Here is a 25,155-nt window from a genome sequence, read left to right on the forward strand (position 1 = left end):
TCGCAAGGCGTGCGAAAGCGCCTCAGGGAATCGGCGCGTGGCCCGGGCGCGAGGTGCCGGTGGCGGCGTGGCCGCCGATGGTCGACTCGAGGAAGCGGAGCGTCGCGTCCCACGCCGCGCGGGCCGCCACCGGATCGTGTTTGTCGGGGCGCTGCTCGTTCATGAAGGCGTGCTGCGCCCCGTAGCGGTGGAACTCGAAGTTGACGCCGCCCGATTTCAGGTTGCGCTCGAAGGCGTCGATCTGCTCCTGCGGCGTGAACTCGTCGACCCGCGAGACGTGGGCCTGGAAGGGCACGCGGATCTGCCGCACGTCGGCGATCTCGTTGGGCTTCACCGCATAGAAGCTCACCGCCGCGTCGAGTTCCCGGACCTCGACCGCCGCCTTGATCGCGACGGCGCCGCCCATGCAGAAACCGACCACGGCGCAGCGGGTCCCTTCGCCGCCGCGGTGCTTCAAGTGCTGCACCGCGCCGCGCACGGTCTGGGCGACGGCGTCGTCCATGTCGAGCTGCTGCATCAGGGCGGTGGCGCCCTGCACGTCGCCGATCTTCGCGTTCTTTCCGCCGTAGAGATCCGGCACGAAGACGCGGAATCCCTCCTCGGAGAGGCGATCGGCGGTGTGCCGAACCTGGTCGTTCAAGCCCCACCACTCGTGGATGAGGACGATCGCCGGCGACTTCTCGCCGTCCTCCGGCATGGCCAGATACCCGCGCGCTTCCTTGCCATCGGGGCGCTTGAAGCTGATCTCCATCGGACCCTCCGCTGTGAACAGGAAGTCCGGAGGTTCGATCGGGCGAATGGGCCTTTCAACCAGCGTCTCGGCGCGCTGTGCGGCACCCGACACGCAAGCGCGTCAGCTCCACTCCCACGGCTCGGGCAGGGGCTTTCCCGCAGCGGCGACCACCTCGACCGTGCTCGTCTCGCCCAGCGCGAAGCCGTCGCCCTTCTCCGCGGTCTCGGTCACGGAGATGACGTCGCCGCGGTGGAGGTAGGCGAAGGGCTTGTTGCCCTTGTTGACGTGCTTCTCCTGCAGGGCGAGCCCCACCCGCCCCTCGGGACCGCAGCCCATGTAGCGCAGCCGCCCCTTGCTCTGCAGCGGCTCGGAGACGATGCGGAAGAGCCGCTTGCCGGGCTGCACCTCGGGCCAGTCCTCGCCCTTCGGCGCCACCAGCAGGTAGCTCATCTTGAGCGCCTCCTTGTGCAGCCCCGCAGCCCTGGCGATCTCCTGCACCAGCCGCGGCGGCTGCCAGGGGCGTTCGGCGTGGCACCAGTCGCTCTCCTTCTCCAGCGCGGGGCACGCGCCCTTGTAGAGACAGGGCGCGCGGATCGCGTAGCCGCGGGCCACGAGCAGATCGCGCACCTGGAGGAGGCCGCGGGTGGTCTCGCGCAGCGCGGGCTCCACCACCAGCAACGATCCCTTCGGCTTCACCCGCTGCAGCAGCCGCTCGAGCAGATCGGTGCGGCGCATCACCGCCCCGGGCTCGCCGCTCCACAGCTCGTTGATCACGTGCCCGAGGGAGATGAGATCGTACTCACCCTCGGGCGGCTCGCCGCCCTCGCGCAGGCCGTCCCAGGTGCGCACCCGCAGGCCCTCGCCGCCCTGCCCCGCAATGGTGCGGGCCATCTCCAGGGCGGGCTGGGAGCGATCGGCGGCGGTGACCTCGGCGGCGCCGTGGTCCACCGCGGCGAGGGCCAGGGGCGCAGGCCCCGCGCCGAGATCGAGCACGGTGCGCGGCTTGCGGGGCAGCTCGCGGAGCGCGTGGCGCCCCTGCGCGTAGGAGACCGGCCAATAGAAGAGGAGATAGGCGCCGAGCAGGCGCGGATCGTCCATGTAGCTCGCGCCGGCGAGCTCGCGCTCGCGGGTGAGGCCGTGGGAGAGCCGCTTGACCGCAGCGCCCACCTCCTTCACCTCGGCAGGCGTCAGGCGGTCCTCGGGCCCCTTGGTCTTGCGCGCCTTCCGCCAGGCGGCGATCAGCGCGGGAACCCACTTCGTCTCCAGCTCTCGTACGATCGGATCCATCGGCGCCAAGCTACAACAACCGGCGCCGCGCGGGCCTTCGGATCACGCGTCGAGATCGATCGCCCAGTCGAGGAGCCCGCCCTCCTTGCCCACGAGGCGGAAACCGCTCTTCTCGAGGACGCGGCGGGAGGCGCCGTTGCTCGCGTAGCAGGTGGCGCGCACCGATCGCACCGAGGGATCCCGGCGCGCCGCCTCGAGCAGGGCCGCAACCGCCTCGGTGGCGAAGCCCCTGCCGCGGCGGGGAGAGACGATGCCGTAGCCGATCTCGACGGCGCCCTCCTCGTCGGGCGGGCCCTTGAAGCCTGCGTCGCCGACGAGTCGCCCGCCCCGCCGCTCCACCACGAGGTAGAAGCCCCAGCGCTGCAGGGCCGGATCGAGCTCGAGGGCGTCGGCGTAGCCGGGGAGCACCTCGAGCAGATCCTCGGAGGGCCACTCGGGATCGACGTGGAGCCCGAGGAGCGTGGAGAGCCGCTCGGGATCCTGGATGGCGGTGCGGGCGGTGGCAGCGTCGCAGGGCACGAGGCGCAGCCGCCTCGTGACCAGCGATTCAGCGGGTGAGTTCGACACCGGTCGCCACGATGCGGATCTCCTTCGCCGTGCCGTCCGCGGCCTTGGCGAAGCGGCCGCCCTCTGCCTCGAGGTGATCCACCTCGGCCTTGGCCAGGGTCTTCACCTGGACCACGCCTTCGAGGCGGGCCTGGGCGCCGGCGGAATCCTTCGGCACGAAGAACCCGTAGTCCTTGAAGGTGACGCGGCAGCCGGGGCCCTGCCCCTCGGGAGTGGCGAGCTCCATCCAGCAGCCCTTCTTCGTGCAGGCGCTGCGGACCTGGCCGGTGATGCGGACCTGCTTGCCGGCGAACGCGTCGGGGCTGGCCAGAATCTTTTCCAGCGGGAGCGTTTCACCGGCGGTGATCGGTGCACCGAAGGTCTCCGCCTTCTTCACGGATTCCGAAGGCTTCGCCTCCCTGGCGGGGGCCTCGGCGAGGGCAGCGCCGGGAATGGAGAGGGCCAGAGCGGTGAGCAGGAACGTGACCTTGCGCGTCATGAGCGAGAACCTTTCCAGCGCATTAGCATTGCTCGACGGACTTGCATCACAGGTCGTTGCCGACCTAGAGGAGCGGTGCGCAGCGTTGCCCCCTGGGACGGCATGTAAGCGTCGGTGTTCGGGGGAAAACACGCAATCCGAGCATACCATGCGTCGCTGGCTGGAAGCCGGGATGCGTGTGGTAGCTTCCCCCGCCTCTCAGGGGGAGCAACGCCGGATGGACCGGGTGAAATCACAGCGAAGGGACCCAGAGATGAGCGCAATGGCAGCAGCCGCTTCCAACGGAAGCGCCCTCACCCAGAACCAGCACCTGCTCGGCTGGGTGGAAGAGATGGCACGGCTCACCACGCCGGATCAGGTCGTCTGGTGTGATGGCTCCGAGGAGGAGAAGAAGCGCCTGACCCAGTACGCCGTGGACCAGGGCATCCTCATCCCCCTGAACCAGGAGAAGCGGCCCGGCTGCTACCTCCACCGGTCCAACCCGCAGGACGTCGCCCGCGTCGAGCACCTCACCTTCATCTGCACCCCGAAGAAGGAAGAGGCCGGCCCCACCAACAACTGGATGGCGCCCGACGAGGCCTACGCCAAGCTGGGCAAGCTCTTCGAAGGCTCTATGAAGGGCCGCACCATGTACGTGGTGCCCTACATCATGGGCCCGGTCGGCTCGCCGATGGCGAAGGTCGGCATCGAGATCACCGACAGCGTCTACGTCGCCCTCAACATGCGGATCATGGCCCGCATGGGTAAGGTCGCCCTCGACCAGCTCGGCGGCTCCAACGACTTCAACCGTGGCCTGCACTGCACCCACGAGCTCGATCCCGAGAAGCGCTTCATCTGCCACTTCCCCCAGGACAACACGATCTGGTCGGTGGGCTCGGGCTACGGCGGCAACGCGCTCCTCGGCAAGAAGTGCCTCGCGCTCCGCATCGGCAGCTACCTCGGCCAGAAGGAGGGCTGGCTCGCCGAGCACATGCTCATCCTCGGCGTGGAGAACCCCCAGGGCGAGAAGCGCTACGTCGCAGCGGCGTTCCCGTCGGCCTGCGGCAAGACCAACTTCGCGATGATGATCCCGCCCAAGCACTTCGCGGGCTGGAAGGTCACCACCATCGGCGACGACATCTGCTGGATGCGGGTCGGTGAGGACGGGCGCCTCTGGGCGGTGAACCCCGAGGCCGGCTACTTCGGCGTGGCGCCGGGCACCAACGCCAAGTCGAACCCGAACGCGATGAAGTGCACCGAGCGCGACACCATCTTCACCAACGTCGCGCTCACCGACGACGGCGACGTGTGGTGGGAGGGCATGAGCAAGGAGCCCCCCGCGCACCTCGTCGACTGGAAGGGCAACGACTGGACCCCTGCGTCCGGCACCCCCGCTGCCCACCCGAACGCGCGCTTCACCTCGCCGATGACCAACAACCCGGTGCTCGCCCCCGAGGCGAACGATCCCGCCGGCGTGCCGATCTCGGCGATCATCTTCGGCGGCCGCCGCAGCACCACGGTTCCGCTCGTGCTCCAGTCGTTCAACTGGGCCCACGGCGTCTACCTCGGCGCCACCATGGGCTCGGAGACCACGGCTGCAGCCACCGGCAAGGTCGGCGTCGTCCGCCGCGACCCGATGGCCATGCTCCCCTTCGCCGGCTACAACATGGGTGACTACTTCGCCCATTGGCTCCGGATGCAGGGCAAGATCGCCAACCCGCCCAAGATCTTCCAGGTGAACTGGTTCCGCCAGGACGAGAACGGCAAGTTCCTCTGGCCGGGCTTCGGCGAGAACATGCGCGTCCTCAAGTGGATCCTCGACCGGGCCGAGGGCCGCGTCGGTGGCCAGGAGACGCCGTTCGGCTGGGTGCCGCGCGAGGGTCACATCGACCTCTCCGAGCTCGACATCACCGCCGAGGAGTTCGACAAGGCCACCGCGATCAAGCCCGAGGAGTGGCGCGAGGAGTTCCAGCTCCAGCAGGAGCTCTTCGACAAGCTCGAGGCCACGATGCCGAAGCAGCTCAAGCTCCAGCGCGAGATGCTGATGGATCGCCTCGAGAACCTCGCGAAGTAATCGGCGCAAGGTGATCGACGAACGGCCCGCCCACCTCCCCGAGGTGGCGGGCCGCTCTCGTTCCTGCGCGTTATCCGACGCTGGCTTTCCGGTCGCAGCTTGCCCGCGGCTGGTGGCTGGGCGACGATCCGGGGCTCACCCACAGCAATTTCGAGGTGCTCCGATGCGGCTCCTTCCCCTCGCCTGTGCCCTGGGCCTTGCGCTGCTCGTCGCCTGCGGCGGCAGCGACGACACCGGATCCGATGGGAAGGGGCTCGGCGGAAGCGGTGGCGGCGGCGGCATCGCCACCTGCGACGATCCGCAGACCTTCCGCTGCACCACCAGCTGCGACGGCGGCACGCTGAGCGATCCGGTCTGCGCCCTCGGCAAATGGGGCTGCCCGGTGCCGTTGACGGCGACGAGCGTCTGCAGCGCGCGCTGCCCTGGCGTCGCCGCCCCGGGGGATCGCTGCGGCGACGAGGGCTGGGTCTGCGAGGCGGACGAATCGGATCTCGCCGGCTGCCCGGCGCGGCTCTGCTCGAGCTGCACCGGCTTCGACGGCACCCTCTCCGACGGGTTTTGCATCTGTGCCTGCAGCGAGGAGGACGAGGTGATCTGCTGGCCCGACGACGTGGGGCCGGCTTAAACCTCGTCGTCCCAATAATCGACGGGCTCGTTGCGAAGGAAGGCGCCGAAGGTCCGCGCCTCCTTCGGCCCGCCCGGCGCGGCGCCGGCGAAGACGCCGATCTTGTCGGAGTCGGGATAGACCATCACGTCGGGCTGGATCATCGTCGAGAAGGCGAGGTAGCGCAGCGTCTCCGCCCCGGTGTTGATCAGCTGGTGGGCATGGCCCGCGCCCACCGGCAGCGCCACGTAGTCGCCGGCGCCGACCGGCACCTCGCGCTCGCCGAGGCGTAAGGTCCCGCTGCCGGCGAGGACGTAGAGCGCCTCCTCGTTGGCCAGGTGGTAGTGGAAGGGCCAGCCCTTCTTGCCCGGGGGCATCTCGAAGAGGCTGCAGCCGAGCTTCTCGCCGCCGGCTGCAGCGCCGAGCTGCTTGCGGCGCACCTCGAAGCGCTCGCCGTGCTGCTGCTCGGCCCAGGGGATCTCGCGCTCGTTCACCACGCCATGCGGACGATCGGCCATCTCTCGCCTCCTCGTGTCCCGAGGCTAATCCGGCGCGGGTGAGACCGCACCGCACCTTTTGCCGGCGGCGACGCGCCCGCGACAAAGGCCGCATCCCGCCGCCTCGCTTGTTGCCCCGGTGCCGTGGGGCTCGGTACGCTACGCCCCCAACGTGTCTTCTCCTCTGCTCCAGCTTCGGCCCGGCGATGCGGTCGCGGTGGTCGCGCCCTCCGGGCCCTTTCCCGCCGACCGCTACGAACGCGGCCGCGCGGTCCTCGAGGCCCGCGGCTTCCGGGTGAAGGAGTTCCTCCCCTCCGCCCCGCACCGCTACCTCGCCGGCACGGACGAGGAGCGCCTCGCCGGCCTGCACGCCGCCTTCGCCGATCCCGAAGTCCGGGCGGTCTTCGCTGCCCGCGGCGGCTACGGGGCGATGCGCCTGCTCCCCGGCCTCGACGTCGCCGCGATCGCCGCGAGCCGCAAAGCGCTCGTGGGCTTCTCCGACGTCACCGCCCTCCACCTCGCGCTGCAGCAAGCCGGGGCGCGGAGCGTGCACGGGCCGGTGGTGACCCGCCTCGGCGAGGAGCCGCCGGAAGCGCTCGATCGCCTCTTCGCGCTGCTGGCGGGCGAAGCACCCGCGCCGCTGCAGGGCCGCACCCTGGTGCCGGGCAGCGCCCGGGGCCGCCTCCTCGGCGGCAACCTCTCGGTGCTCACCCGGCTCATCGGCACCCGGTGGATGCCGTCGCTCGCGGGCTGCCTCCTCCTCGTGGAGGACGTGGGCGAGCGGCCCTACCGCCTCGATCGGATCTGGTCCCACCTCGAGCTCACCGGCCTGCTCGACGGCGTGGCCGGCTTCGTCCTCGGCGACTTCACCGGTTGCGACGACGCCAGCGTCGATGCCCAGACCCTGATGGCCGAGCTGGTGGCTGCGGCGGGAAAGCCCACCCTCGCCGGTTTTCCGATCGGCCACGGCGACGTGCACCTCGCCGTGCCGCTGGGGACAGCTGCGCGGATCGAGAATGGGACGCTGCACTTCGACGAAGGCCTGCAGGACGAGGGGCGCTCGTGAAGGAGCTGCAGGCGCTGCTCGAGCGCGGCGTCGCGGACGGCGCCTTCCCCGGCGCGCAGGCCTGCGTGATCCGCGACGGCGCCCTGCTCTTCTCCGGCAGCGCCGGGCGGCGCAGCCTCACCGGCCCGCCGGTGGACGAGGCCACCCGCTTCGACGTGGCAAGCCTCACCAAGGTGATGGCCACCACCACCGCCGTCTGGATCCTCGCCTCCGGCGGCGCCCTCGATCTCGACGAGCCGGCGGGCACCTTCTTCGAGCCCTTCGCCCAGGGCGAGAAGCGGGCGGTGACGGTGCGCCATCTCCTCGCCCACACCGGTGGCCTGCCTGCGTGGCGGCCGCTCTTCGCGAAGGTCCTCGCCGATCCGGCGCTGCGGGCGATCTACCCCGACGCCGGCGGCCCCGAGCCTGCCGTCTTGCCGGCGGAGGTGCGGCGCCAATCCCGCACCGCCCTCTTCGCCAGGGCGCGGCGCAGCGTGATCGAGGAGGCGGCCCTGGCGCCGCTCGAGCACGAGCCTAGCCGCGTCTGCGTCTACAGCGATCTCGGCTTCATCCTCCTCGGCGAGCTCGCCGCGGAACGCGCGGGGATGCGGCTCGATCGCTTCTGCGACCAGTGGATCTTCAACCCCCTCGGCCTCACCTCCACCGGCTACCGCCCGGTGGGGACGAGCGAGCCCGGCGCCTTCGCCGCCACCGGCCGCACCAGGCCACGAGAACCAGCCCGGGGCCAGGAAGGTCTCTTCGAGATCCCGCCGCAGCGCGAGCGCGACGACGCCGGCGAGGTCGACGACGACAATTGCTGGGCGATGGGCGGCATCTCCGGCAACGCCGGCCTCTTCTCCACCGCGGTGGACGTGGCCCGGTGGGGCGACGCGATCCGCGCCGACCGCGCCGGCGCCAGGCGCCTCGGCGATCCGGCGGTGCTCGGGACGCTGCTCGCGCCCGATCCACATCCGGAGGGACCGCCGCGGGCGCTGGGCTTCGACATGCCGAGCGGCCCGCGCTCCAGCGCGGGAACGCGGATGGGCGAAGCGGCCACCCGTGGCCACCTTGCCTTCACCGGCTGCTCGGTGTGGATCGACTTCGAGCGCGGCCTCACGGTGGCGCTGCTCACCAACCGCGTCCATCCCACGCGCAGCAACGAGGCGGGCATCCGCCTCTTCCGTCCGGCGTTCCACGACGCCGTGATCGAGGCCCTCGAGGGGGCCTGAAGCAGGAGTCAGTTCGTCATGTCCGAGGCACAGCCTCTCGACCGCATCCCCGCAGGCGTTCGCCGCATCCACCTCCTCGGCGTTGCCGGCACCGGCATGGGCGCCTTCGCCGCGCTGCTCAAGGCGGCGGGCTACGAGGTGACCGGCTCCGACGAGAACGTCTACCCGCCGATGAGCGACATGCTCGCCCACTGGCAGATCCCCGCGCTCACGCCCTACCGGCCGGAGAACCTCGACGAGGCGCGCCCCGATCTCGTGGTGGTGGGCAACGTGATCCGCCGGGTGAACCCCGAGGCCACCGCCATGCGGGAGCGCGGGATCCCGCACGTCTCCTTCCCGCAGGCACTCGGGCAGCTCTTCCTCGAGGAGCGCCACGCGGTGGTGGTCGCCGGCACCCACGGCAAGACCACCACCACCTCGATCGCCGCGCAGATCTTCGCGGCGGCGGGACGCGCCCCCTCGCTGCTGGTGGGCGGCGTCGCCGGCAATTTCGGCGGCAACTTCCGCCTCGGGCAGGGCCCCGAGTTCGTGGTCGAGGGCGACGAATACGACACGGCCTATTTCGACAAGGGGCCGAAGTTCTGGCACTACCGGCCGCGCACGGTGATCTTCACCTCGTGTGAGATGGACCACGCGGACATCTACCGCGACCTCGCCCACTACGAGTCCTCCTTCGAGAAGCTGATGGCGCTGGTGCCGGAGGACGGCTACGTCGCCGCCTGCGCCAGCACCGAGGCGCCGCCGCGGATCGCGAAGGCGCACGCCCGCTGCAGGGTCGAGACCTACAGCGCGATGGAGGGCGTGGCGGCGGATTGGACCGCGCGGATCCACGCCACCGACGAGAGCGGCACCCGCTTCACCGCCCTCCACCACGGCGCGCCGGTGCTGGAGACGACGCTGCCGCTCGGCGGCAGGCACAACGTCGAGAACGCGCTGGGCTGCATCGCCGCTGCGGTGAACCGCGGCCTCGCGCCGGCGGCGATCGCGCAGGGGCTCGAGGCCTTCCGCGGCGTGCGCCGCAGGCAGGAGCTCCGCGGCGAGCCGAACGGCATCAAGGTGATCGACGACTTCGCCCACCACCCCACCGCGGTGCGGGAGACGATCGCAGCCGTGGCCGCACGCAACCCGGGCCGGCGGCTGATCGCGGTCTTCGAGCCGCGCTCCAACACCAGCCGCCGCTCGCTCCACCAGGCCGAATACGCCCGCTCCTTCGGCGGCGCGGCGCTGGCGCTGCTCTCCACGCCGGTGAAGAGCGACATGGTGCCGGAGCACGAGCGCCTCGACGTGGGCAGGCTCGCCGAGGCGATCGCCGCGAACGGCGTTCCTGCAGAGGCCTTTCCCGGCCCCGACGAGATCGTGGAGCGGGTGAGGGCGATCGCGCGGCCCGGCGACGTGGTGCTCTCGATGTCGAACGGCGCCTTCGGCGGCTTCGTCGGCAAGGTGCTGGCTGCGTTGGAGCAGCGGTGATTCGCCTCCTCCTCGCGGCGTCCGTGCTCGTGGCCGGGAGCGGCTGTGCCTCGACGCAGCCGGCGACCGCCGCTGCGGCGATCGAATCAGCAGGGCCGAGCCTCGCCGGCACCGAGGTGCGCTGCGCCTCCACCGGCGATCGCACCGCGCTCGGCACCGCAGGCTCGGTGCAGGTGGTGGAGCTCTGGGCCACCTGGTGCGCGCCCTGCGTTCGGGCGCTGCCGCTCTGGAGCCGCCTCGCCGACGAGAAGGGGATCGAGATCCTCGCAGTCTCCATCGACGACGAGCGGCAGGCGCCGATCGACTTCGCGCAGAAGCACGGCATCTCCCTGCCGGTGCTCTGGGATCCCTTCGCCCAGCAGATCTCCACGGCGGTGCCGCTCTCCGGCGTGGTGCCGGCGACGCTGGTGGTGGACTGCGAGGGCCTGGTGCGCCACGTGCACGAGGGCTTCGCCGGGCCGCAGGTGATCGACGAGGTCGCAGCGGAGGTCGAGAAGCTGCGCGGCGAATCGTCGTGCAAGGCCGAGGCGCCGTTGGCAAGGTGCGCGCCATGATCCAGACCCCATCGAACGAAGAGCTCCTCGCAGCGGCGCTGGCGGCGGCGGAGGCAGGCGGCGCGGTCCTCGCAGAGCGCTTCGGCGGCGAGCGGCGGATCGAGCACAAGGGCCACATCGATCTGGTCACCGACGCCGACCAGGCTGCGGAGGAGGCGGTGCTCGCGGTGATCCGCGAGCGCTTCCCCGACCACGCGATCCTCGCCGAGGAGGAGGGCGCGAGCGGCGCCTCCCGCTTCCGCTGGATCGTCGATCCCCTCGACGGCACCACCAACTACGCCCACGGCATCCCCCACTTCTGCACGTCGGTGGCGTGCGAGGTGGACGGCGCGCTCGCCGTCGGCGCCATCGTCGATCCGATGCGGGACGAGCGCTTCACCGCCGCCACCGGGCTCGGCGCCTTCTGCAACGGCAAGCGGCTGCAGGTCACCGACGTGGACCGGCTCGATCGCGCGGTGCTCGCCACCGGTTTTCCCTATTGGGTGCAGGAGCGGCCCGAGGAGGTCCTCGCCCTCTTCGGCGCGTTCCTCCGGCGGGCGCAGGGCGTGCGCCGTTTCGGCGCCGCGGCGCTCGATCTCGCGTGGCTCGCCGCGGGCCGCTACGACGGCTTCTTCGAGCTGAAGCTCAAGCCCTGGGACGTCGCCGCCGGCGTGGTGCTGGTGCGTGAGGCAGGGGGCGTGGTGAGCGCCTTCGACGGCGGCCCCTTCGACATGAAGGGGGGCGACACCCTCGCCGCCGGGCCCGCGCTCCACCCGCTCCTCGTGCCCGTGGCGGACGCCGCGCGCAGCGGCTGGTAGCTGCGCAGGAACGACGCGGCGGACGCCCTCACCCAATGGGGACGTCCGCCGTCCGGCCCGGTGGGCGCGCTTGCCCACCGGTAACAACCGAGCCGTCAGTGCAGCTTGTTCGAATCCGGGCCGCCCTCGAGCTGCTCCTCGAAGCTCGGCTGGCGGTAGGGCTGGTCGCCCTCGGAGCGCAGGCCGAGATCCTCGCTGGAGCCGAGCCCCGTATCGCCGCTCGGGGAGCCGGCGGTCGAGGTGAAGGTCGGACCGCTCGACGACGTGGTCGAGGTGAAGGTGCCGCCCTCGAAGCGGCTGCTGCCGGAGAAGCCCCCGCCCTCCGAGGTGGAGGAGAAGCTCTCCTCGCTGGTGTCGCTGCCGTTGCCGCCGAGGTGGAAGCGCTCCTCGGCCTTGTGCTTGAGGTTGCTCATCTGCTCGTCGAGCTGGCTGCGGGCACGCTCCTTGGCCGGGTGCATCACCCGCTGCTCGCGGCCGCTCAGCGGCAGGAGCGAGGCGGCGATGGCGCCGAGGGCGATACCGCCGAGGATCACGCCGATCGGACGCTCCCGGGCGCTCTGCCGCATCTCGGAGCCGGAGGGCACCCGCTCGCGCAGGTGCGAGGCCTGCGAGCGCAGCCGGCTCGCGCGCTCGGAACCGTGCTCCCGCTGCTCGGAGACGCGCTCGCGGAAATCCGAGGCCTTGTGGCTGGCGCGCTCCTTGAACTCCGAGGCCTTGTGGCTCGCGCGCTCCTTGATGTCCGAGGCCTTGCCCTTGAGGCGCTCGCCGCGCGAGGGCTCCGCGCTCTCCCAGGACTCCGCCGCCGTGCCGGAGCGGTAGTAGGGCGGCTCGGTGCGGTAGGGCTCCGACCAGCTCTCGGCACCGTAGGCGCTCACCTCGGGCGAGGTCGTGTAATCGGGTGCGCCGTAGCGCGGCACGTAGGCGGGCTGCGCCACGTACTCGCGCGAGACCCATGCGCCGCCGGTGCGGAAGCCGCCGCCCCGGTAGTACCCTTCCGTCTCGTGCTCGTGCCGCTCGCGCATCTGCTTCGCGAGAACCACACCGCCCAGACCACCGAGGATCGCCCCGAGCGTCCCCAGCGTGCGCCTGCTCTCGGAGGCCCGGTGGCCCACCTCGCTGGCGCGGTCACGCACCTGTCCTGCCTTCGCCATCGCTGCCTCCCTGGCGCGCTCGCGGACGTAGTCCGGGGAGCTGCGCCTGGCCAACTCGTCTGCAATCACACTCATGCGTGCCCGCGACGCCTCGATCGAACGCCGCGCATCGTTTCGCTCGCCCATTCGCGATCCTCCTTGAGCGTCTCGGTTGTCTCGTCCACCGTCGGTGCGCTGAGCTGCTTGAGCTTGGCCAGGCCGCCCATCGCCAGGATGCCGCCCACCAGGAGCATCACGGCGCCGATCAGCAGCGCCGACAGCCACAGCGGCATGAGGAAGGCGAGGCCGACGATCGCCGCGCAGGTCAGCGCCAGCACGCCCACGAAAGCGAGGAGGCCACCGACGCCGACGCCGCCCGCCGCTTCTCCTGCGATCTTGCCCGTCTTCTTCGCCTCGTCGCGCAACTCGGCCTTGGCCAGGCGGAGCTCCTCTCGAGCGAGGAACTGCGCCTCGCCCAGCAGGTCACGCACCAGCGTCGCCGTGCTCTCCCTGCGGACCGAGTGCTCGATGTCGCGGCGCCTGCGCTGCAGCGTCTCGCGATGCTCCCGCTCCTCCCGCTCCCTGCGGGCCTGCCGATCCTCGCGGGTCTCGTGGATCTCCCGATCGTGCTCCCGCTCGACCAGCTGGCGCCGCTCCGCCTCCCGTCCGTAAGCCTCGCGGCGGTCGTTCCACTCCGCCTCGCGGAGCTCGGAGTCGGGGTAGTCGATCCGCGCCTCGCGCCCCGTGTCCAGCCGGCGTTCGCCGGTCTCCACGAAGGCCCGCCGCCGACGGGTGTCGATGCCGGCGCCGACGTCCGCGCCGTAGCCGCGCGTCCTGCGCGTGCCCTCCTCGCGGAACTGGTCGTAGCGGACGGGAAAGCCCTCCCGATCCGTCTCGATCACCGGCCTCCAGCCCGTGTCGGCAGGGCCGTTGCCGCGGCCCCGCTCGTTCCAGGTCTCGTTCGCCATGCTCCATCCTCCTTAGCTTCGCAGCAGCCGCATGCCGAGGAACCCGAGGGCGAAGGCGCCCGCGATCGCAGCGCCCGGACGTGCCCGGAGCTGCTCCTGCGCCATGTCGAGCAGATCCTCGGTGGGCCTGTCGCGGAGCTGGTGCGACGCCTGCCGCACGAGCTTCGCGCCGCGGTCGACGAGCTTGCGCTGCGATTCGTTGCCCCGGCTCTCCAGCGTCCGCGAGACCTCCTCGAGGGTGCCCGCGAAGTTGTCGAGCTCGGAGGCGACCAGGCTCTTGCGGCTGTCGGCGCTCTTGATCGCGCGCTCCCTGGCGACGCCGCCGAGCTTGCGGGCCTGCTCCTTGCCCTGCGCCGCGTAGTCGTGGGCCTTGCCGCTGACCTTCTCCTTCACGCCGCCCTCCTCGCCGGTGCCCAGGGTGTCGCCGCGATCGGTCGCCTCGAGCTGCGAGAGACCGCTCGGCTGCGAACCCACGGTCGGGAAGTCGGTGCTCGTCCTCTCCTCCATGCGCTACCTCCCAGGCCGCCGAAAGCTGCACGGCCGCTGCATCCCTGCTTCGGGAATTGCGTTGCTGGATCGAAGCTAGGTACGCGGCATGTGCAGTCGGAATGCACGGCCGGCGCGGCGCACGGAGCGCGCACGGGGAGCGCTGCCCTCGAGCCACGAGGCCTCGGTGCATGGCCGGGCCGGCGTGAACGGCGCGAGAGCGCGATTTTGCTCGCGGTCCGGCGAGCCCGTCGGACGAAGGGTCAGGCCGGCTGGCAGTGGGGGCAGAAGGCGCTGGTGCGGCCGCCGAGATCCAGCTTCTCGAGGGTGCCGGTGCAGCGCGGGCAGGTGTGCCCCGCCCTGCCGTAGATCACGAAGGGATTCTCGGCGCCGGGATCCTCGACGTATTCGATCGCGTCGCCCTCGCCCTGCAGGCCGAGGGTGTAGTCGATCGACTTGCGGATCCCCGCTGCGAGGGCGCGCACTTCCTTCGGGCCCAGGCTCGAGGCGGCGCGGGCCGGGTGGATCCGCGCGTGGAAGAGCGCGTCGGTGGCCTGGATGTTTCCCACCCCGGCGATCACCGCCTGGTCCATGATCGCCACCTTCACCGCCCGCCCGGTGCGGTGGAGCCGCTCGTGGAGCCGCTTCTCGTCGATGCCGTCGACGAGCGGATCGGGGCCGAGGGCGCGGATCTCCTTCAGCTCGAAGAGGCGATCCGCCGGGTGGACGGCGATGCGCCCGAAGAGCCGGGGATCGCGGTAGAGCACCACGCCGTCCTTCTCCAGGGTGAGGCTCGCCCGCACGTGGGAGGGGCGTTCGTCCGTGCGCCCGATCCGCATCCACTTCCCCGTCATCCCCAGGTGGGCGAGGAGGCCCACGTTCTTCGTGAAGGCGAGGAGCAGGTATTTGCCCCGGCGCTCGATCCACTCGAGCTTCTTGCCCGGGAGCTCGCTGGCGAAGGCGTTGGCGTCGCTGCCCCGGAAGATCCGGGTGAGCGAGGCCTCGGCGGCCTCGATGCGCTTTCCCTCCAGCCAGCGGCGCAGGGTGCGGGCGGCGAACTCGACTTCCGGCAGCTCGGGCATGGCGGCGATCCCTAACTGTGCCGGGAGACGCACGCAAGCGCCGGGATGCGCAGGCTCCATGGTGATGCGTGCCTACGGTCCCTTCGAGCTCCGCTGGAAGCTCGGCCTCCTCGCAACGTGGATCCTGTTCACCGGCTGGGTCTTCGTCGAGAGCGGCGATCCGCTGGTCTGGGCGGTGGGCGGCGGCGCCGCGATCGTCTTCGCCTTCTTCGCCCTGCGCCGGCCGCTGCGCCGCGCCCGCCTCGTGCGCGCCCCCTTTCCCGCGCGATGGCGGGAGGTCCTCGAGGCCCAGGTGCCCTTCTACCAGCGGCTCGACGGGGCGGGCCGGCGCCGCTTCGAGGACGACGTGCGCTTCGTCCTCGCCGAGCACCGATTCGAGGGGGTGGACGGCGTGGTGGCTACCGACGAGCTCCGCCTCCTCGTCGCGGCTGCAGCGGCGATGCTGCTCCACGGCAGGCCGGGGTGGGAGCTGCCTGCCGGCAGGAGCATCCTCCTCTACCCGGGCTCCTTCGACGAGCGCTACGTGGCGACGGGCGGCCCGATCCTCGGGCAGGCCCACGGGCAGGGGCCGCTCATCTTCTCCGTGCCCTCGCTGCGCCACGGCTTCGCCGATCCAGGCGACGGGGAGAACGTGGCGCTCCACGAGCTCGCCCACGCCCTCGACTTCGAGCAGGCCCGCGCCGACGGCGTGCCGGCGCAGCTCGCCCCGCGGGCGGTAGGTCCGTGGCTTCGCCTCCTCCACCGGGAGCGGGATCGGATCTTCACCGGCGAGTCGGCGCTGCGGGACTACGCCGCCTCGAGCGAGGCCGAGCTCTTCGCGGTGGCGGTGGAGCAATTCTTCGAGGCGCCGCGGGAGCTGCGGGAGAAGAGCCCGCAGCTCTACGAGGCGCTCGCGCAATTCTTCGCGCAGGATCCCGCGTCGGTCTGACCGCAAATTCGGATGCCGGGACCTACGACGCCGTCCTCGCGCGCGTCGAGACGTCGGAGAGCGTCGGGTAGTCCGTGTAGCCCTTCTCTTCGCCGGTGAAGAACGTGGAGGCGTCGACCGGGTTCGAGGGAGCCCCGTGCCGGAAGCGCTCCGGCAGGTCCGGGTTCGCGAGGAACGGCACGCCGTAGGCCACGAGATCGGCGTCGCCCATCGCAAGCGCCGCCTCGCCCGTTGGCGCGTCGTAGCCACCATTGACGATGAACGCTCCCTGGAACGCCTTCCTCAACAGCGGGGAGATGCGCTGCTCCGGGCTCGGCACGTCCTGGCCCGACACCGCCTCGGTGACGTGCAGGTAGCCGAGGCCCAATCGGCCCAGCTCGCGCGCCAGATGCGTGAACGTCTCGGAAGGCGTCGAATCCGTCAGACCCGCGTAGGGAAAGGATTGCGGCGAGAGCCGGTACCCCACCCGCTCCGCGCCCCAGACGCCCGCCACCGCCCGCGCCACCTCCAGCGGGAAGCGAGCCCGGTTTTCGATGCTGCCCCCGTACCGATCCGCGCGCTGGTTGGCGCCGTCCCGCAGGAACTGATCGAGGAGATAGCCGTTGCTGCCGTGCAGCTCGACGCCGTCGAAGCCCGCCTCGCGGGCGTTTTCGGCAGCGTGCCGGAACTGCTCCACGATGCCGGGTATCTCCTCCGTCTCGAGTGCCCGCGGCGTCACGACGCGCTTCTTCCCCTCGAACGTGAAGACCTCCCCTTCGTATCCGATCGCCGAGGGCGCGACGGGCAAGGAGCCGCCGTGGAAATCCGGATGCGAGACACGCCCGACGTGCCACAGCTGCGCGAAGATGACGCCGCCCCCAGCGTGGACGGCCTCCGTCACCTTTCTCCAGCCCGCCACCTGCGCGGGCGAGTGCATGCCAGGCGTGCGGATGTACCCGACGCCCTGGGGGCTGACCTGGGTGGCCTCGGTGATGATGAGCCCTGCGGAGGCACGCTGCGCGTAATAGAGCGCCGCCAGGGGGTTCGGCACGTTGCCGTCGAGCAGCGCCCTGCTGCGTGTCATGGGCGCCATCACCATGCGGTTCTTGAGTTCGAGAGGGGGGAGGCCAAAGCGGGAGAGCAAATTCGAATGATTTCGCATGGCCAGTAGCTAGGGCCGCGGCTATGGACGCACCATGTCACCGACTCCAAATGAATTTGCAGGGCGTCCAATACCGCAGGACGTGCAGGCCTCGGACGTCCTCGCTGACGTGCTGGACACGATGCGCCTCTCGACTGTCGTCTACGGCCGATTCGAGCTGCGCGCGCCCTGGGGGATCCGGTTCTGCGAGTGGCCTGCCGCGCACATCGTCGTGCTCGCGCGGGGACGCGCTCGCCTGGAAGCCGAGGGAGTCGACGATGCGGTCACCCTGTCGGCCGGAGACGTAGCCCTGTTTCCGCACGGCGGAGCGCACACGCTCCGCGACCGGGAAGGAAGTCCGTTCCACCTCCTGGGACAGGGTGAATGCCAGCGAACCCAGGGGGTGGGACCGATGCGGCTCGGAGGCGATGGCGAACGCGCCACCCTGGTCGCGGGCTCCTTCCGGCTCGGCGCAGCGCCGCGCACGCTCCTCTTCGAGCAGCTGCCCCGCCTCGTCCACCTGGCCGCGGATGATCCGGCGATCGCCCCGTCGCTGGCATCGACCGCCCAACTGCTCGTCGCAGAGAGTGCCAACTCCAGCCCGGGGGCGACGGTCGTCATGAGCCGGCTCGCGGACATCCTGCTCGTGCAGGCCCTGCGGGCGCACATCGCGTCAGGCCAGTGCCGGGACCATGGCCTCTGCGCACTCGCGGATCCCCAGATTGGAAGGTCCCTCTCGCTCATCCATGCAAAACCTGCCGCCGCATGGACCGTCGAGGGCCTCGCATCGGCAGTCGGGGTCTCCCGTTCCGGCTTCGCCGCCCGCTTCACCACGCTCGTAGGCAAGCCACCGCTCGAGTATCTCGCGCAGTGGCGGATGACGAAGGCCGCCCAACTCCTTCGAGAGAGCGCGCTTTCGTTGGGCGAGGTCGCGATGGCCATCGGCTACCAGAACGAAGCCTCGTTCAATCGGGCCTTCAAGCGCTGGGCAGCGCTCGCGCCCGGGGCGTACCGGCGCGAACACCGTCGGAGCTGAACGCTCCTCGAACATCGGCGCGCAGCGGTCGTGCTCCGTTGGGCGATCACCCGCCTGCCTGGCCGGTCCGGCAGCGCGGGCCGATTACCTCGGAGGTAATCGTCTTCCGCCGCTCGTCCGATTAAAGGGGTCGGTTAATGACCCAGGGAGACACGATGACGACCGCACCCGCGACCCAGGTCACCGTCGGCGCCGTGCTGCGCGAGTGGCGCGGCCGCCGGCGCATGAGCCAGCTCGGCCTCGCGCTCGACGCGGAGATCTCCGCCCGCCACCTGAGCTTCGTCGAAAGTGGCCGGGCGTCCCCAAGCCGCGAGCTGCTGCTCAAGCTCGCGGAACGGCTTGCCATGCCGCCGCGCGCCCAGAACCGCCTGATGCTCGCCGCCGGCTATGCGCCCGTCCGTACCGAGGCCGCCTTCGACGCGCCGGAGCTGGAGGAGATCCGCCAGACCGTGCAGGCGATCCTCACCGGTCACCTGCCCTTTCCCGCCATCGCGGTCGACGGCCGCTGGACCCTGCTGCAGGCGAATGCATCCGCCGCGGCGCTGTTCGAAGGGATCGATCCGGCGATGCTGGCGCCACCGCTCAACGTGCTGCGGCTGAGCCTTCATCCGCAGGGACTCGCGCCGCGGATCGTGAACCTGGCCGAATGGCGCCATCACGTGCTGGAGCGGCTGCGGGTGCACCTGGAGGGTTCGGGGGATCGTTTCCTGGCCGAGCTCCACGCCGAGCTTTCCGCCTACCCCGCGCCGCCTCCACCAAAGGGAAACCGTGCGCATCCATTGCTCGCGGTGCCCCTGGAACTGCGGATGCCGGGAAGCGACCGGGTCCTGCGGTTCATCTCCACCACCACGGTGTTCAGCACCGCCACCAGCGTCACCCTCTCGGAACTGGCGCTGGAGTGTTTCCATCCAGCCGACGCGAAGACGCGGGCGGCCCTCGTGCAGCAAGAGAAGGAGAGCGAGAGATGAGCGTCACCTACCTGATCGAGTTCGACGTGAATCCCGGCGAGCGCGAGCGCTTCCTGCGCCTGCTCAACGGCGTACTGGATGCCATGCGCCACGAGGCGATGTTCGTCGGCGCGACGCTGCATGCCGATCCGGAGAACGACAACCGCTTCCTCCTGCACGAGACCTGGCAGAGCCATGAGGACGTGCTCACGGTGCAGCTCGCCCGGCCCTATCGCCAGGAGTGGCATGCGGCGCTGCCGGAGCTGCTCAAAGGCGAGCGCAAGATCTCCGTCTGGACGCCGCTTCGCAGCGACCGGGCGGCGTGACCCATCGCGCGCTGCGGGCGCCCGCCTGGCAGGACGTGAAACAGATCATCGCAAGTTCGTTCCGACCAGCGACTACGCAGCGGAAACATCGTGCCGATCGGCTCAGGCGGCGACTTCCTTGCGGCCCATCTGGCGGAGGACGGCGCGGACCTTCTCGGCTGCCTGATCGAGCTGCGCCGGATCGGGGCTGCGATCCTGCTTGGAGAAGTCGAGGTCGGCGATGGCGTCGATGGGGATGAGGTGGATGTGGACGTGGGGCACCTCGAGGCCCGCCACCATCACGCCGACGCGCTCGGGCGAGAAGGCCTTCTCGATCGCCTTGCCCACGATCTGCGAGACGGTCATCACCCGGTGGGCGAGGGCTTCCGGCATGTCGATCCAGTGATCGATCTCCTGCCGCGGCACCACGAGCACGTGGCCCGGCTTGACCGGGGCGATGGTCATGAAGGCCACGACCTCGTCGTCCTTCCAGACGAAGCGGCCGGGAAGCTCCCCGTCGATGATCCGGGTGAAGAGCGTGGGCATCTCGTATCTCCGTGCGTTCGGTTCGGCGCCGCTCGATCAGCCGGCGAAGGATCGCACCGCATCGTGGAGGACGCGCATGCCCCAGCGGAAACCCTCCACCGGAATGCGCTCGTCCACGTTGTGGTAGAGCTCCGCGAACTTGATCCCGGGCGGAAGCCCGACCGGCGCGAATCCGTAGTAGGTGGTCCCGTTGCGCGAGAAGGCAAGCGCGTCGGTGAAGCCGGGCACCATGTAGGGCACGGCGATCCCATCCGGATCCCCACGGCGCACCGCCTCACCGAGAGCGGTGAAGAGCGGCGTGTCCGCCGGTGCCTCCACCGCAGGGAGCCGGCGCCGCACCTCGAGCTCCACCTCCGGCCCCACCAGCGCCCGCAGCTCAGCGAGGAGCTTCTCGCCGTCGCTGCCCGGCAGCGTGCGGCCGTCGAGCTCCGCCTCGGCGAGGCCGGGGATCACGTTCACCTTGTCGCCTGCCCGCAAGACCGTCGGCGAGACGGTGTTGGCGAGGACCGCGTGGAAGGTCCGGGCCAAGGCGCGATCCGGCAGCGCCGCGAGGATCCGCGGGGCGATCTTCGGCTGGAGGAGCGCGCCCAGCGCGATCCCCTTCGGAAAGCCCAGCGTCTGCCGCACCACCTCGAGGAAGGCCCGGGTCGGCTCGGGGCGGTGGAAGGGAAGCGGCGTGGAGGCCACCTTCGCCACGGCGGCGGCCAGGGTGCCCACCGCGCTCTTCTGGCGGGGCATCGAGCCGTGGCCACATTCGCCCTTCGCCCGGGCGGTGAGCCAGAGCACGCCCTTCTGCGCGATCTGGATCGGATAGAAGCGCCGTCCCTCGAGGTGGAGGGTGAAGCCGCCCACCTCGCCGAGGGCATATTCCGCGTGGACCTTCTCGGCGTGCTCGTCCACGAGCCAGGTGGCGCCGAGATCACAACCGCTCTCCTCGTCGGCGGTGAGGGCGAGGATCACGTCGCGGCGCAGCCGCCTGCCCTCCCGGGCCAGGGCCCGGAGCGTGGTCACCGACATCGCCGCGTGGTGTTTCATGTCCACCGCGCCGCGGCCCCAGAGGAAGCCGTCGTGGATCTCCGCGCCGAAGGGCGGGTGGCTCCAGCCCGCGCCTGCGGGCACCACGTCGAGGTGGGCGGTGAGGAGGAGCGGCGGGAGATCCCCGCTGCCGCGCAGGCGGCAGACGAGGTTGGTGCGATCCTTCCGGGCCTCGAGGAGGAGCGGCTCGAGGCCGTCGCGCCGCAGCTCCTCGGCGCAGCGCTCGGCAGCCGGGCGCTCGCAGCCGCCGGGGTTGGAGGTGTCGATGCGGACGAGGTCGGCGAGGAGCCGCTGCGCCTCGTCGACGAAGGAGGCCGGCAGCGCCTCCGGCCGGGCCTCAGCCATTGCCACTCGCATCCCGTGCCTCCTTCACGCGCGGCGCGCCCCGTGGCCACGCCGCGTCCACCGGCGCGCCGCCCCGCCGCCGTGCGCCGAGGAAGCCGCCGATCACCTCGCCGATCGCCCCGAGCCCAGCGCCGGAGCGCAGCCGCGCGAGGCCACGGGCGAGGCGCACCACCGACGCGTCGTAGGGGTACCACCAGAGCTCGCGCGCGGCCCGGCTCCTGTCGACGAGGACGAAGCGTGGGCGGGTGAGGTGCGCCAGGCCCTGCGGCCCGCCGGTGATCCCGCCGCCGCTGCCACGCACGCCGCTCCACGGCGCCTGGGGCAGGCCGCCGGTGAAGCCGTGGTTGTTCACGGTGATCACGCCGGCGTGCAGCCTGCGGCCCAGCACCTCGGCCCGCGCCGTGTCCTTCGACCAGATGCTCGCGGTGAGGCCATAGGCCGAGTCGTTGGCCCGGCGGACCATCTCCTCCTCGCCGTCCACCGCGACGATTGGCAGCAGCGGACCGAAGGTCTCGTCCTGGAGCAGGGCGAGATCCTCCGGCGGATCGACGAGAAGCACGGGGCGAAGCCACTGGCCCTCACCCTGCGCCTCCACGGCCACGCCGCGGGCGCGGGCTTCGTCGAGCTGCGCCTCCACCCGGGCCCGCTGCGCCTCCGTCGTGAGCGGGCCCACGTCCTCCCCCGGTCGCAGGGAGGCGATCCGATCGCGGAGCTTCTCCACGAAGGCCGGGGCGATGCGGCGGTCGACGTAGCAGCGCTCGATCGCCGCGCAATTCTGCCCGGCGTTGGCCAGCGCCCCCCAGAGCACGCCGTTGGCGGTGCGCTCGATGTCCGCGTCGTGGAGGACCAGCGCCGCGTCCTTGCCGCCGAGTTCCAGGGCCACGGGGGTGAGGCGCTCCGCTGCGGCGCGGGCCACCGCCCGTCCCGTCTGCGGCGAGCCCACGAAGACCACCTGGTCGACGCCTGCGCCGACGAGCCGGCGCGCCTGTTCGGCGCCGCCCTGCACCAGCGTCACCAGATCCGGTGGCAGCTCCGCCGCGAGGATCCGATGGACGAGGGCCGCGCTCCGGGCCGCGTGCTCGGAGGGCTTCCAGATCACCGCGTTGCCCGCGAGGAGCGCCGGCACGATGGTGCGCAGCGGCAGGGCCACCGGGAAATTCCAAGGCGTGATCAGGCCGACGACGCCGCGGGGGAGCGTCTCGATCACGCCGCGCTTGCCCGCGAACATCGTCGGATCGAGCGACACCGGCGAAGCCTGGAGCAGCGCGGGACCGCGCCGGGCCCAATGATCGAAGAGGTCGCCGTTGGGGACGATCTCGGTGATCCAGCTCTCCGCCTGCGGCCTGCCGTTCTCCTCCTCGAGCAGACGCGCGAGCGCCTCGGCGTGGCGCAGGAAACGACGGCGGAGCCGCACGAGCGCCGCGGCCCGCTCCTCGACGGCGACCGCGGCCCACGCCGCCTGCGCCGACCGCGCGCTCTCGAGGAGCGCGGGGATCCCATCCGCCGGCGTGCAGGCGACGGCCTCGAGAGGCGCGCCGTCGCCGGGCCGCGCGCCGCCTATCTGCTCCCCTGCAATCACCGACGGCGCCGGCGCGCATGCGGGTGCATCGAGCAGAGAGCGCCAGTCGCCGGCAGTGGGATCGGGCTGGATCCGGCCGCGCCGCTTCGCGCGCCGGCCTGCCACGATCACCCAGGCGGCGAGGCCGATCCCGGCTGCGCCCTGTGCTGCGCCGGCGACGTTCATCGCCAGCTGGAACGACGCAGCCTCTGCGAGCGGCGTGGCGATCCCCTGCTGCCATTCGGCCCAGGTGCCGATGTGGAAGTACTGCTCCCAGGTCGCGGCCCAGGTGGCGAGCCAGAGGCCGATGCCGAAGAGCACGTTGAGGGTGGCGAGGCCCGTGCGCCCGCCGCGGACGAGCTGGAGCGAGACGTACGCCCCCGCCGCGCCGGCGCCCGCCACCGCCACGAAGAAGGGCACCGCCACCGCCGCTGGGGGTAGCTCCGTGGCAGGCAGCGCGTAGGCGTACATCCAGTCGGGCCAGCCGAAGAGGAAGGGCTGCACCGAGAGGGCGAAGAAGACCGCGAAGGCGAGCGCCACCTTGAAGGCAGCGGGGCCCCGTCCCGCCTGCACCAGGGGGCGGCCGAGGAGGACCAGCAGCGCCGAGAGGCCGTACGCGGTAGGTGGATCGAGCGGAACGGTCGGCGGAGCCTCCTGCGGAGTTGTACGGTGCGCCGGCGCCGGGGGAGGCCGATTCCTCCCGACGCCGTCCCAAAGGCGCACCGGCAAGGATTCGATCGGTGCGCCGCGGAAGGAAGCGCCGTTCGGGTGGGGCGTTTCGACCAGCGCACACCCCGCGCGTCCGCGCGAGCAGCCCATCCCGCCGGCGGGCGCGCCTCCGCCCGAACGAGAAAGGGCCCGCTGCCTTGCAGCAGCGGGCCCGGTGGCCGGCGGTCACGTGCTTTTCAGACGCCGTAGAAGCGGGTGAGCACCGCGACCATCCGCTCCGGATCCTCGGCGCCGGCCTGCTCGCGGATCGAGTGCATCGAGAGCATCGCATTGCCCACGTCGACGGTGCGCACGCCGAGGCGGGCCGAGGAGATCGGGCCGATGGTGGAGCCGCAGGCGAGATCGGTACGGTTCACGAACTTCTGCACTGGCACGTCGGCGTCCTGGCAGAGCGACTCGAAGAGCGCCGCGCCCTCTGCGTCGGTGGCGTAGCGCTGCTGCGAGTTGATCTTGATCACCGGCCCTGCGTTGAGCCGCGGCATGTGCTGCGGCTCGTGCTTGTCGGCGTAGTTCGGGTGGACGGCGTGGGCCATGTCGGCCGAGACCTGCCAGGAGCGGGCGATGGCGCGGGGCAGCGCACCCGGCTTCGCGCCGGGGCCCTCCACCTCGGCTAGGCGCTGGAGCACGTCCTCGGCGAGCGAGCCCGCTGCACCGGCGGTGGAGCCGGAGCCGACCTCCTCGTGATCGAAGAGGCAGGCGAGCTGCGTCGCCTTCGCTGCCGGCGCCCGCAGGAGCGCGGTGAGCGCGGCGTGGGAGGAGGCCTGGTTGTCGAGGCGCGGCGCGAAGATGAACTCGCCGTGGAGGCCGCCGACCGCAGGGGGCACCACGTCCATGAGCGAGAGATCCCAGGCGAGGATCGCCGCGGCGTCGGTGCCGAGCTCCGCTGCGAGCAGCGCTTTGAGGCTCTCCTCGGTGGGATTGGCCGAGAGGCCGAGGAGCGGCGGCAGGTGGTTCTGCTCGTTGAGCTGCAGCCCCTTCTTGTTCACCTCGCGGTTGAGGTGGATCGCGACCGAGGCCACGCGGAGCAGCGGCCGGTCGATCCGCACCAGCCGGTGCTCGAGCTGGCCGGGCTTCTCGCCCCGGAGCATCACCCTGCCGGCGAGGCCGAGGTCACGATCGAACCAGGTGTACTGGAGCACGCCGCCGTAGAGCTCGACGCCGAGCTGGAGGTAGCCCTCCTTCGCCACGTCGGGCTGGGGCTTGATCCGCAGGTTGGGCGAGTCGGTGTGGGCGCCGACGATCCGGAAGCCCGCCTCCGCAGGGGCCTCGGTACCGACCCGGAAGGCGAGGAGCGCGCCGCCGCGCTCGACCGTGTAGCCCCTGCCCGCCTCGAGCTTCCAGGTCTCCGACTCGTCGAGGTGGACGAAGCCCGCTTCCGCGGTCCGGCGCCTGGCCTCGGCGACGCAATGGTGCGGCGTCGGGCTCGCGCCGATGAAGTCGAGCAGGTCGAGGGTGGTGGAATGGGCCTTCGTTGCCTGGGAGAGGAGGCTCAAATTCACTCCATGCCCGCGGAGGGTGCGGCGCAAAGGGTTGCTCGATCCGCCCCCGAAGCTATCCCAGCGCAGCTGCGTCGGGAATCGCATCGGGCGACGTCGTTCGAGAAAAGCGAAGGGGCCCCGGGCCGGATCG

At 71.3% G+C, this 25,155-nt stretch carries 25 protein-coding genes; 11 read left to right on the forward strand and 14 right to left on the reverse strand.

Features of this window, described 5'->3' with window-relative positions; translation table 11 throughout:
* Positions 1–22 precede the first annotated feature (22 nt).
* From ACESMR_RS11525 to ACESMR_RS11540, 4 genes are all read right to left on the reverse strand, one after another.
* Positions 23–751 (reverse strand): dienelactone hydrolase family protein, encoded by a 729-nt coding sequence (locus ACESMR_RS11525; RefSeq protein ID WP_373047225.1) that lies wholly within the window; start codon positions 749–751, stop codon positions 23–25.
* Between the two features lie 102 nt (positions 752–853).
* On the reverse strand, positions 854–2,020 hold the full coding sequence (locus ACESMR_RS11530) for a small ribosomal subunit Rsm22 family protein (protein ID WP_373047226.1): 1,167 nt from the start codon (positions 2,018–2,020) through the stop codon (positions 854–856).
* Between the two features lie 42 nt (positions 2,021–2,062).
* A complete protein-coding gene (locus tag ACESMR_RS11535; protein WP_373047227.1) occupies positions 2,063–2,587 on the reverse strand; it encodes a GNAT family N-acetyltransferase in 525 nt (174 codons plus the stop codon).
* Positions 2,568–3,065, reverse strand: coding sequence for a DUF4920 domain-containing protein (locus tag ACESMR_RS11540; protein WP_373047228.1), 498 nt, complete (start codon positions 3,063–3,065; stop codon positions 2,568–2,570). The genes ACESMR_RS11535 and ACESMR_RS11540 overlap by 20 nt, the downstream gene beginning before the upstream one ends.
* Before the next feature lie 253 nt (positions 3,066–3,318).
* On the opposite strand from ACESMR_RS11540, the gene ACESMR_RS11545 reads away from it, so the two are divergent.
* On the forward strand, positions 3,319–5,118 hold the full coding sequence (locus ACESMR_RS11545; protein WP_373047229.1) for a phosphoenolpyruvate carboxykinase (GTP): 1,800 nt from the start codon (positions 3,319–3,321) through the stop codon (positions 5,116–5,118).
* Between the two features lie 163 nt (positions 5,119–5,281).
* Complete coding sequence (locus tag ACESMR_RS11550; RefSeq protein WP_373047230.1) at positions 5,282–5,743, forward strand: hypothetical protein; 462 nt, start codon at positions 5,282–5,284, stop codon at positions 5,741–5,743.
* On the opposite strand, the gene ACESMR_RS11555 is transcribed toward ACESMR_RS11550, so the two are convergent.
* Complete coding sequence (locus tag ACESMR_RS11555) at positions 5,740–6,240, reverse strand: cupin domain-containing protein (protein ID WP_373047231.1); 501 nt, start codon at positions 6,238–6,240, stop codon at positions 5,740–5,742. The genes ACESMR_RS11550 and ACESMR_RS11555 overlap by 4 nt on opposite strands.
* Positions 6,241–6,436: 196 nt before the next feature.
* On the opposite strand from ACESMR_RS11555, the gene ACESMR_RS11560 reads away from it, so the two are divergent.
* Genes ACESMR_RS11560 through ACESMR_RS11580 form a run of 5 tightly spaced genes read left to right on the forward strand, consistent with a single transcriptional unit; the run spans position 6,437 to position 11,311 of the window.
* Positions 6,437–7,285: an LD-carboxypeptidase gene (locus tag ACESMR_RS11560; protein ID WP_373047232.1), complete on the forward strand. Its 849-nt coding sequence runs from the start codon at positions 6,437–6,439 to the stop codon at positions 7,283–7,285.
* Complete coding sequence (locus ACESMR_RS11565; protein ID WP_373047233.1) at positions 7,282–8,493, forward strand: serine hydrolase domain-containing protein; 1,212 nt, start codon at positions 7,282–7,284, stop codon at positions 8,491–8,493. Before ACESMR_RS11560 ends, ACESMR_RS11565 begins: the two co-directional genes overlap by 4 nt.
* Before the next feature lie 18 nt (positions 8,494–8,511).
* Positions 8,512–9,960 carry a UDP-N-acetylmuramate--L-alanine ligase gene (locus ACESMR_RS11570; RefSeq protein WP_373047234.1) on the forward strand — a complete coding sequence of 483 codons (1,449 nt, stop codon included), beginning with the start codon at positions 8,512–8,514 and terminating at the stop codon, positions 9,958–9,960.
* On the forward strand, positions 9,957–10,514 hold the full coding sequence (locus tag ACESMR_RS11575) for a TlpA family protein disulfide reductase (RefSeq protein WP_373047235.1): 558 nt from the start codon (positions 9,957–9,959) through the stop codon (positions 10,512–10,514). Before ACESMR_RS11570 ends, ACESMR_RS11575 begins: the two co-directional genes overlap by 4 nt.
* A complete protein-coding gene (locus ACESMR_RS11580; RefSeq protein WP_373047236.1) occupies positions 10,511–11,311 on the forward strand; it encodes an inositol monophosphatase family protein in 801 nt (266 codons plus the stop codon). Before ACESMR_RS11575 ends, ACESMR_RS11580 begins: the two co-directional genes overlap by 4 nt.
* 95 nt (positions 11,312–11,406) lie before the next feature.
* Here the strand turns inward: ACESMR_RS11580 and ACESMR_RS11585 are convergent, their stop codons facing one another.
* From ACESMR_RS11585 to mutM, 4 genes are all read right to left on the reverse strand, one after another.
* Positions 11,407–12,537, reverse strand: a complete 1,131-nt coding sequence (locus ACESMR_RS11585) for a hypothetical protein (RefSeq protein ID WP_373047237.1) — start codon at positions 12,535–12,537, stop codon at positions 11,407–11,409.
* Positions 12,534–13,409 carry a phage holin family protein gene (locus ACESMR_RS11590; RefSeq protein WP_373047238.1) on the reverse strand — a complete coding sequence of 292 codons (876 nt, stop codon included), beginning with the start codon at positions 13,407–13,409 and terminating at the stop codon, positions 12,534–12,536. Before ACESMR_RS11590 ends, ACESMR_RS11585 begins: the two co-directional genes overlap by 4 nt.
* A 12-nt stretch (positions 13,410–13,421) precedes the next feature.
* A complete protein-coding gene (locus tag ACESMR_RS11595) occupies positions 13,422–13,916 on the reverse strand; it encodes a hypothetical protein (RefSeq protein ID WP_373047239.1) in 495 nt (164 codons plus the stop codon).
* Positions 13,917–14,158: 242 nt separating this feature from the next.
* Complete coding sequence (mutM, locus tag ACESMR_RS11600) at positions 14,159–14,977, reverse strand: bifunctional DNA-formamidopyrimidine glycosylase/DNA-(apurinic or apyrimidinic site) lyase (RefSeq protein ID WP_373047240.1); 819 nt, start codon at positions 14,975–14,977, stop codon at positions 14,159–14,161.
* 58 nt (positions 14,978–15,035) lie between these two features.
* Here mutM and ACESMR_RS11605 point away from each other — a divergent pair, with 58 nt between their 5' ends.
* Positions 15,036–15,905 carry a zinc-dependent peptidase gene (locus ACESMR_RS11605; protein WP_373047241.1) on the forward strand — a complete coding sequence of 290 codons (870 nt, stop codon included), beginning with the start codon at positions 15,036–15,038 and terminating at the stop codon, positions 15,903–15,905.
* A 22-nt stretch (positions 15,906–15,927) separates the two neighbouring features.
* On the opposite strand, the gene ACESMR_RS11610 is transcribed toward ACESMR_RS11605, so the two are convergent.
* On the reverse strand, positions 15,928–17,046 hold the full coding sequence (locus tag ACESMR_RS11610; RefSeq protein WP_373047242.1) for an alkene reductase: 1,119 nt from the start codon (positions 17,044–17,046) through the stop codon (positions 15,928–15,930).
* A gap of 34 nt (positions 17,047–17,080) precedes the next feature.
* Here ACESMR_RS11610 and ACESMR_RS11615 point away from each other — a divergent pair, with 34 nt between their 5' ends.
* The 3 genes from ACESMR_RS11615 to ACESMR_RS11625 all read left to right on the forward strand — a co-directional run bounded on the left by ACESMR_RS11615 (position 17,081) and on the right by ACESMR_RS11625 (position 19,334).
* A complete protein-coding gene (locus ACESMR_RS11615; protein ID WP_373047243.1) occupies positions 17,081–18,061 on the forward strand; it encodes an AraC family transcriptional regulator in 981 nt (326 codons plus the stop codon).
* A 155-nt stretch (positions 18,062–18,216) separates the two neighbouring features.
* Entirely contained in the window at positions 18,217–19,029 is an 813-nt protein-coding gene (locus ACESMR_RS11620) for a helix-turn-helix domain-containing protein (protein WP_373047244.1), read from the forward strand.
* Positions 19,026–19,334, forward strand: a complete 309-nt coding sequence (locus tag ACESMR_RS11625; RefSeq protein ID WP_373047245.1) for a putative quinol monooxygenase — start codon at positions 19,026–19,028, stop codon at positions 19,332–19,334. Before ACESMR_RS11620 ends, ACESMR_RS11625 begins: the two co-directional genes overlap by 4 nt.
* A 102-nt stretch (positions 19,335–19,436) precedes the next feature.
* On the opposite strand, the gene ACESMR_RS11630 is transcribed toward ACESMR_RS11625, so the two are convergent.
* From ACESMR_RS11630 to ACESMR_RS11645, 4 genes are all read right to left on the reverse strand, one after another.
* Positions 19,437–19,859 carry an HIT family protein gene (locus ACESMR_RS11630; protein WP_373047246.1) on the reverse strand — a complete coding sequence of 141 codons (423 nt, stop codon included), beginning with the start codon at positions 19,857–19,859 and terminating at the stop codon, positions 19,437–19,439.
* A gap of 36 nt (positions 19,860–19,895) precedes the next feature.
* Positions 19,896–21,251, reverse strand: a complete 1,356-nt coding sequence (locus tag ACESMR_RS11635) for a M20/M25/M40 family metallo-hydrolase (protein WP_373047247.1) — start codon at positions 21,249–21,251, stop codon at positions 19,896–19,898.
* A complete protein-coding gene (locus ACESMR_RS11640; RefSeq protein WP_373047634.1) occupies positions 21,232–23,520 on the reverse strand; it encodes an aldehyde dehydrogenase family protein in 2,289 nt (762 codons plus the stop codon). The genes ACESMR_RS11635 and ACESMR_RS11640 overlap by 20 nt, the downstream gene beginning before the upstream one ends.
* A 182-nt stretch (positions 23,521–23,702) precedes the next feature.
* On the reverse strand, positions 23,703–25,019 hold the full coding sequence (locus ACESMR_RS11645) for a M18 family aminopeptidase (RefSeq protein ID WP_373047248.1): 1,317 nt from the start codon (positions 25,017–25,019) through the stop codon (positions 23,703–23,705).
* Positions 25,020–25,155: the final 136 nt, after the last annotated feature.

It is taken from the genome of Vulgatibacter sp. (assembly GCF_041687135.1).
In the GTDB taxonomy this organism is placed as follows: Bacteria; Myxococcota; Myxococcia; order Myxococcales; family Vulgatibacteraceae; genus JAWLCN01.

What these genes read in the sequence shown, in the direction of transcription:
- ACESMR_RS11525 (WP_373047225.1), bottom strand. Translation starts at nt 751, where the DNA reads ATGGAGATCAGCTTCAAGCGCCCCGATGGCAAGGAAGCGCGCGGGTAT.
- ACESMR_RS11530 (WP_373047226.1), bottom strand. Translation starts at nt 2,020, where the DNA reads ATGGATCCGATCGTACGAGAGCTGGAGACGAAGTGGGTTCCCGCGCTG.
- ACESMR_RS11540 (WP_373047228.1), bottom strand. Translation starts at nt 3,065, where the DNA reads ATGACGCGCAAGGTCACGTTCCTGCTCACCGCTCTGGCCCTCTCCATT.
- ACESMR_RS11545 (WP_373047229.1), top strand. Translation starts at nt 3,319, where the DNA reads ATGAGCGCAATGGCAGCAGCCGCTTCCAACGGAAGCGCCCTCACCCAG.
- ACESMR_RS11550 (WP_373047230.1), top strand. Translation starts at nt 5,282, where the DNA reads ATGCGGCTCCTTCCCCTCGCCTGTGCCCTGGGCCTTGCGCTGCTCGTC.
- ACESMR_RS11555 (WP_373047231.1), bottom strand. Translation starts at nt 6,240, where the DNA reads ATGGCCGATCGTCCGCATGGCGTGGTGAACGAGCGCGAGATCCCCTGG.
- ACESMR_RS11570 (WP_373047234.1), top strand. Translation starts at nt 8,512, where the DNA reads ATGTCCGAGGCACAGCCTCTCGACCGCATCCCCGCAGGCGTTCGCCGC.
- ACESMR_RS11580 (WP_373047236.1), top strand. Translation starts at nt 10,511, where the DNA reads ATGATCCAGACCCCATCGAACGAAGAGCTCCTCGCAGCGGCGCTGGCG.
- ACESMR_RS11585 (WP_373047237.1), bottom strand. Translation starts at nt 12,537, where the DNA reads ATGAGTGTGATTGCAGACGAGTTGGCCAGGCGCAGCTCCCCGGACTAC.
- ACESMR_RS11590 (WP_373047238.1), bottom strand. Translation starts at nt 13,409, where the DNA reads ATGGCGAACGAGACCTGGAACGAGCGGGGCCGCGGCAACGGCCCTGCC.
- ACESMR_RS11595 (WP_373047239.1), bottom strand. Translation starts at nt 13,916, where the DNA reads ATGGAGGAGAGGACGAGCACCGACTTCCCGACCGTGGGTTCGCAGCCG.
- mutM (WP_373047240.1), bottom strand. Translation starts at nt 14,977, where the DNA reads ATGCCCGAGCTGCCGGAAGTCGAGTTCGCCGCCCGCACCCTGCGCCGC.
- ACESMR_RS11605 (WP_373047241.1), top strand. Translation starts at nt 15,036, where the DNA reads ATGGTGATGCGTGCCTACGGTCCCTTCGAGCTCCGCTGGAAGCTCGGC.
- ACESMR_RS11610 (WP_373047242.1), bottom strand. Translation starts at nt 17,046, where the DNA reads ATGCGAAATCATTCGAATTTGCTCTCCCGCTTTGGCCTCCCCCCTCTC.
- ACESMR_RS11615 (WP_373047243.1), top strand. Translation starts at nt 17,081, where the DNA reads ATGTCACCGACTCCAAATGAATTTGCAGGGCGTCCAATACCGCAGGAC.
- ACESMR_RS11620 (WP_373047244.1), top strand. Translation starts at nt 18,217, where the DNA reads ATGACGACCGCACCCGCGACCCAGGTCACCGTCGGCGCCGTGCTGCGC.
- ACESMR_RS11625 (WP_373047245.1), top strand. Translation starts at nt 19,026, where the DNA reads ATGAGCGTCACCTACCTGATCGAGTTCGACGTGAATCCCGGCGAGCGC.
- ACESMR_RS11630 (WP_373047246.1), bottom strand. Translation starts at nt 19,859, where the DNA reads ATGCCCACGCTCTTCACCCGGATCATCGACGGGGAGCTTCCCGGCCGC.
- ACESMR_RS11635 (WP_373047247.1), bottom strand. Translation starts at nt 21,251, where the DNA reads ATGCGAGTGGCAATGGCTGAGGCCCGGCCGGAGGCGCTGCCGGCCTCC.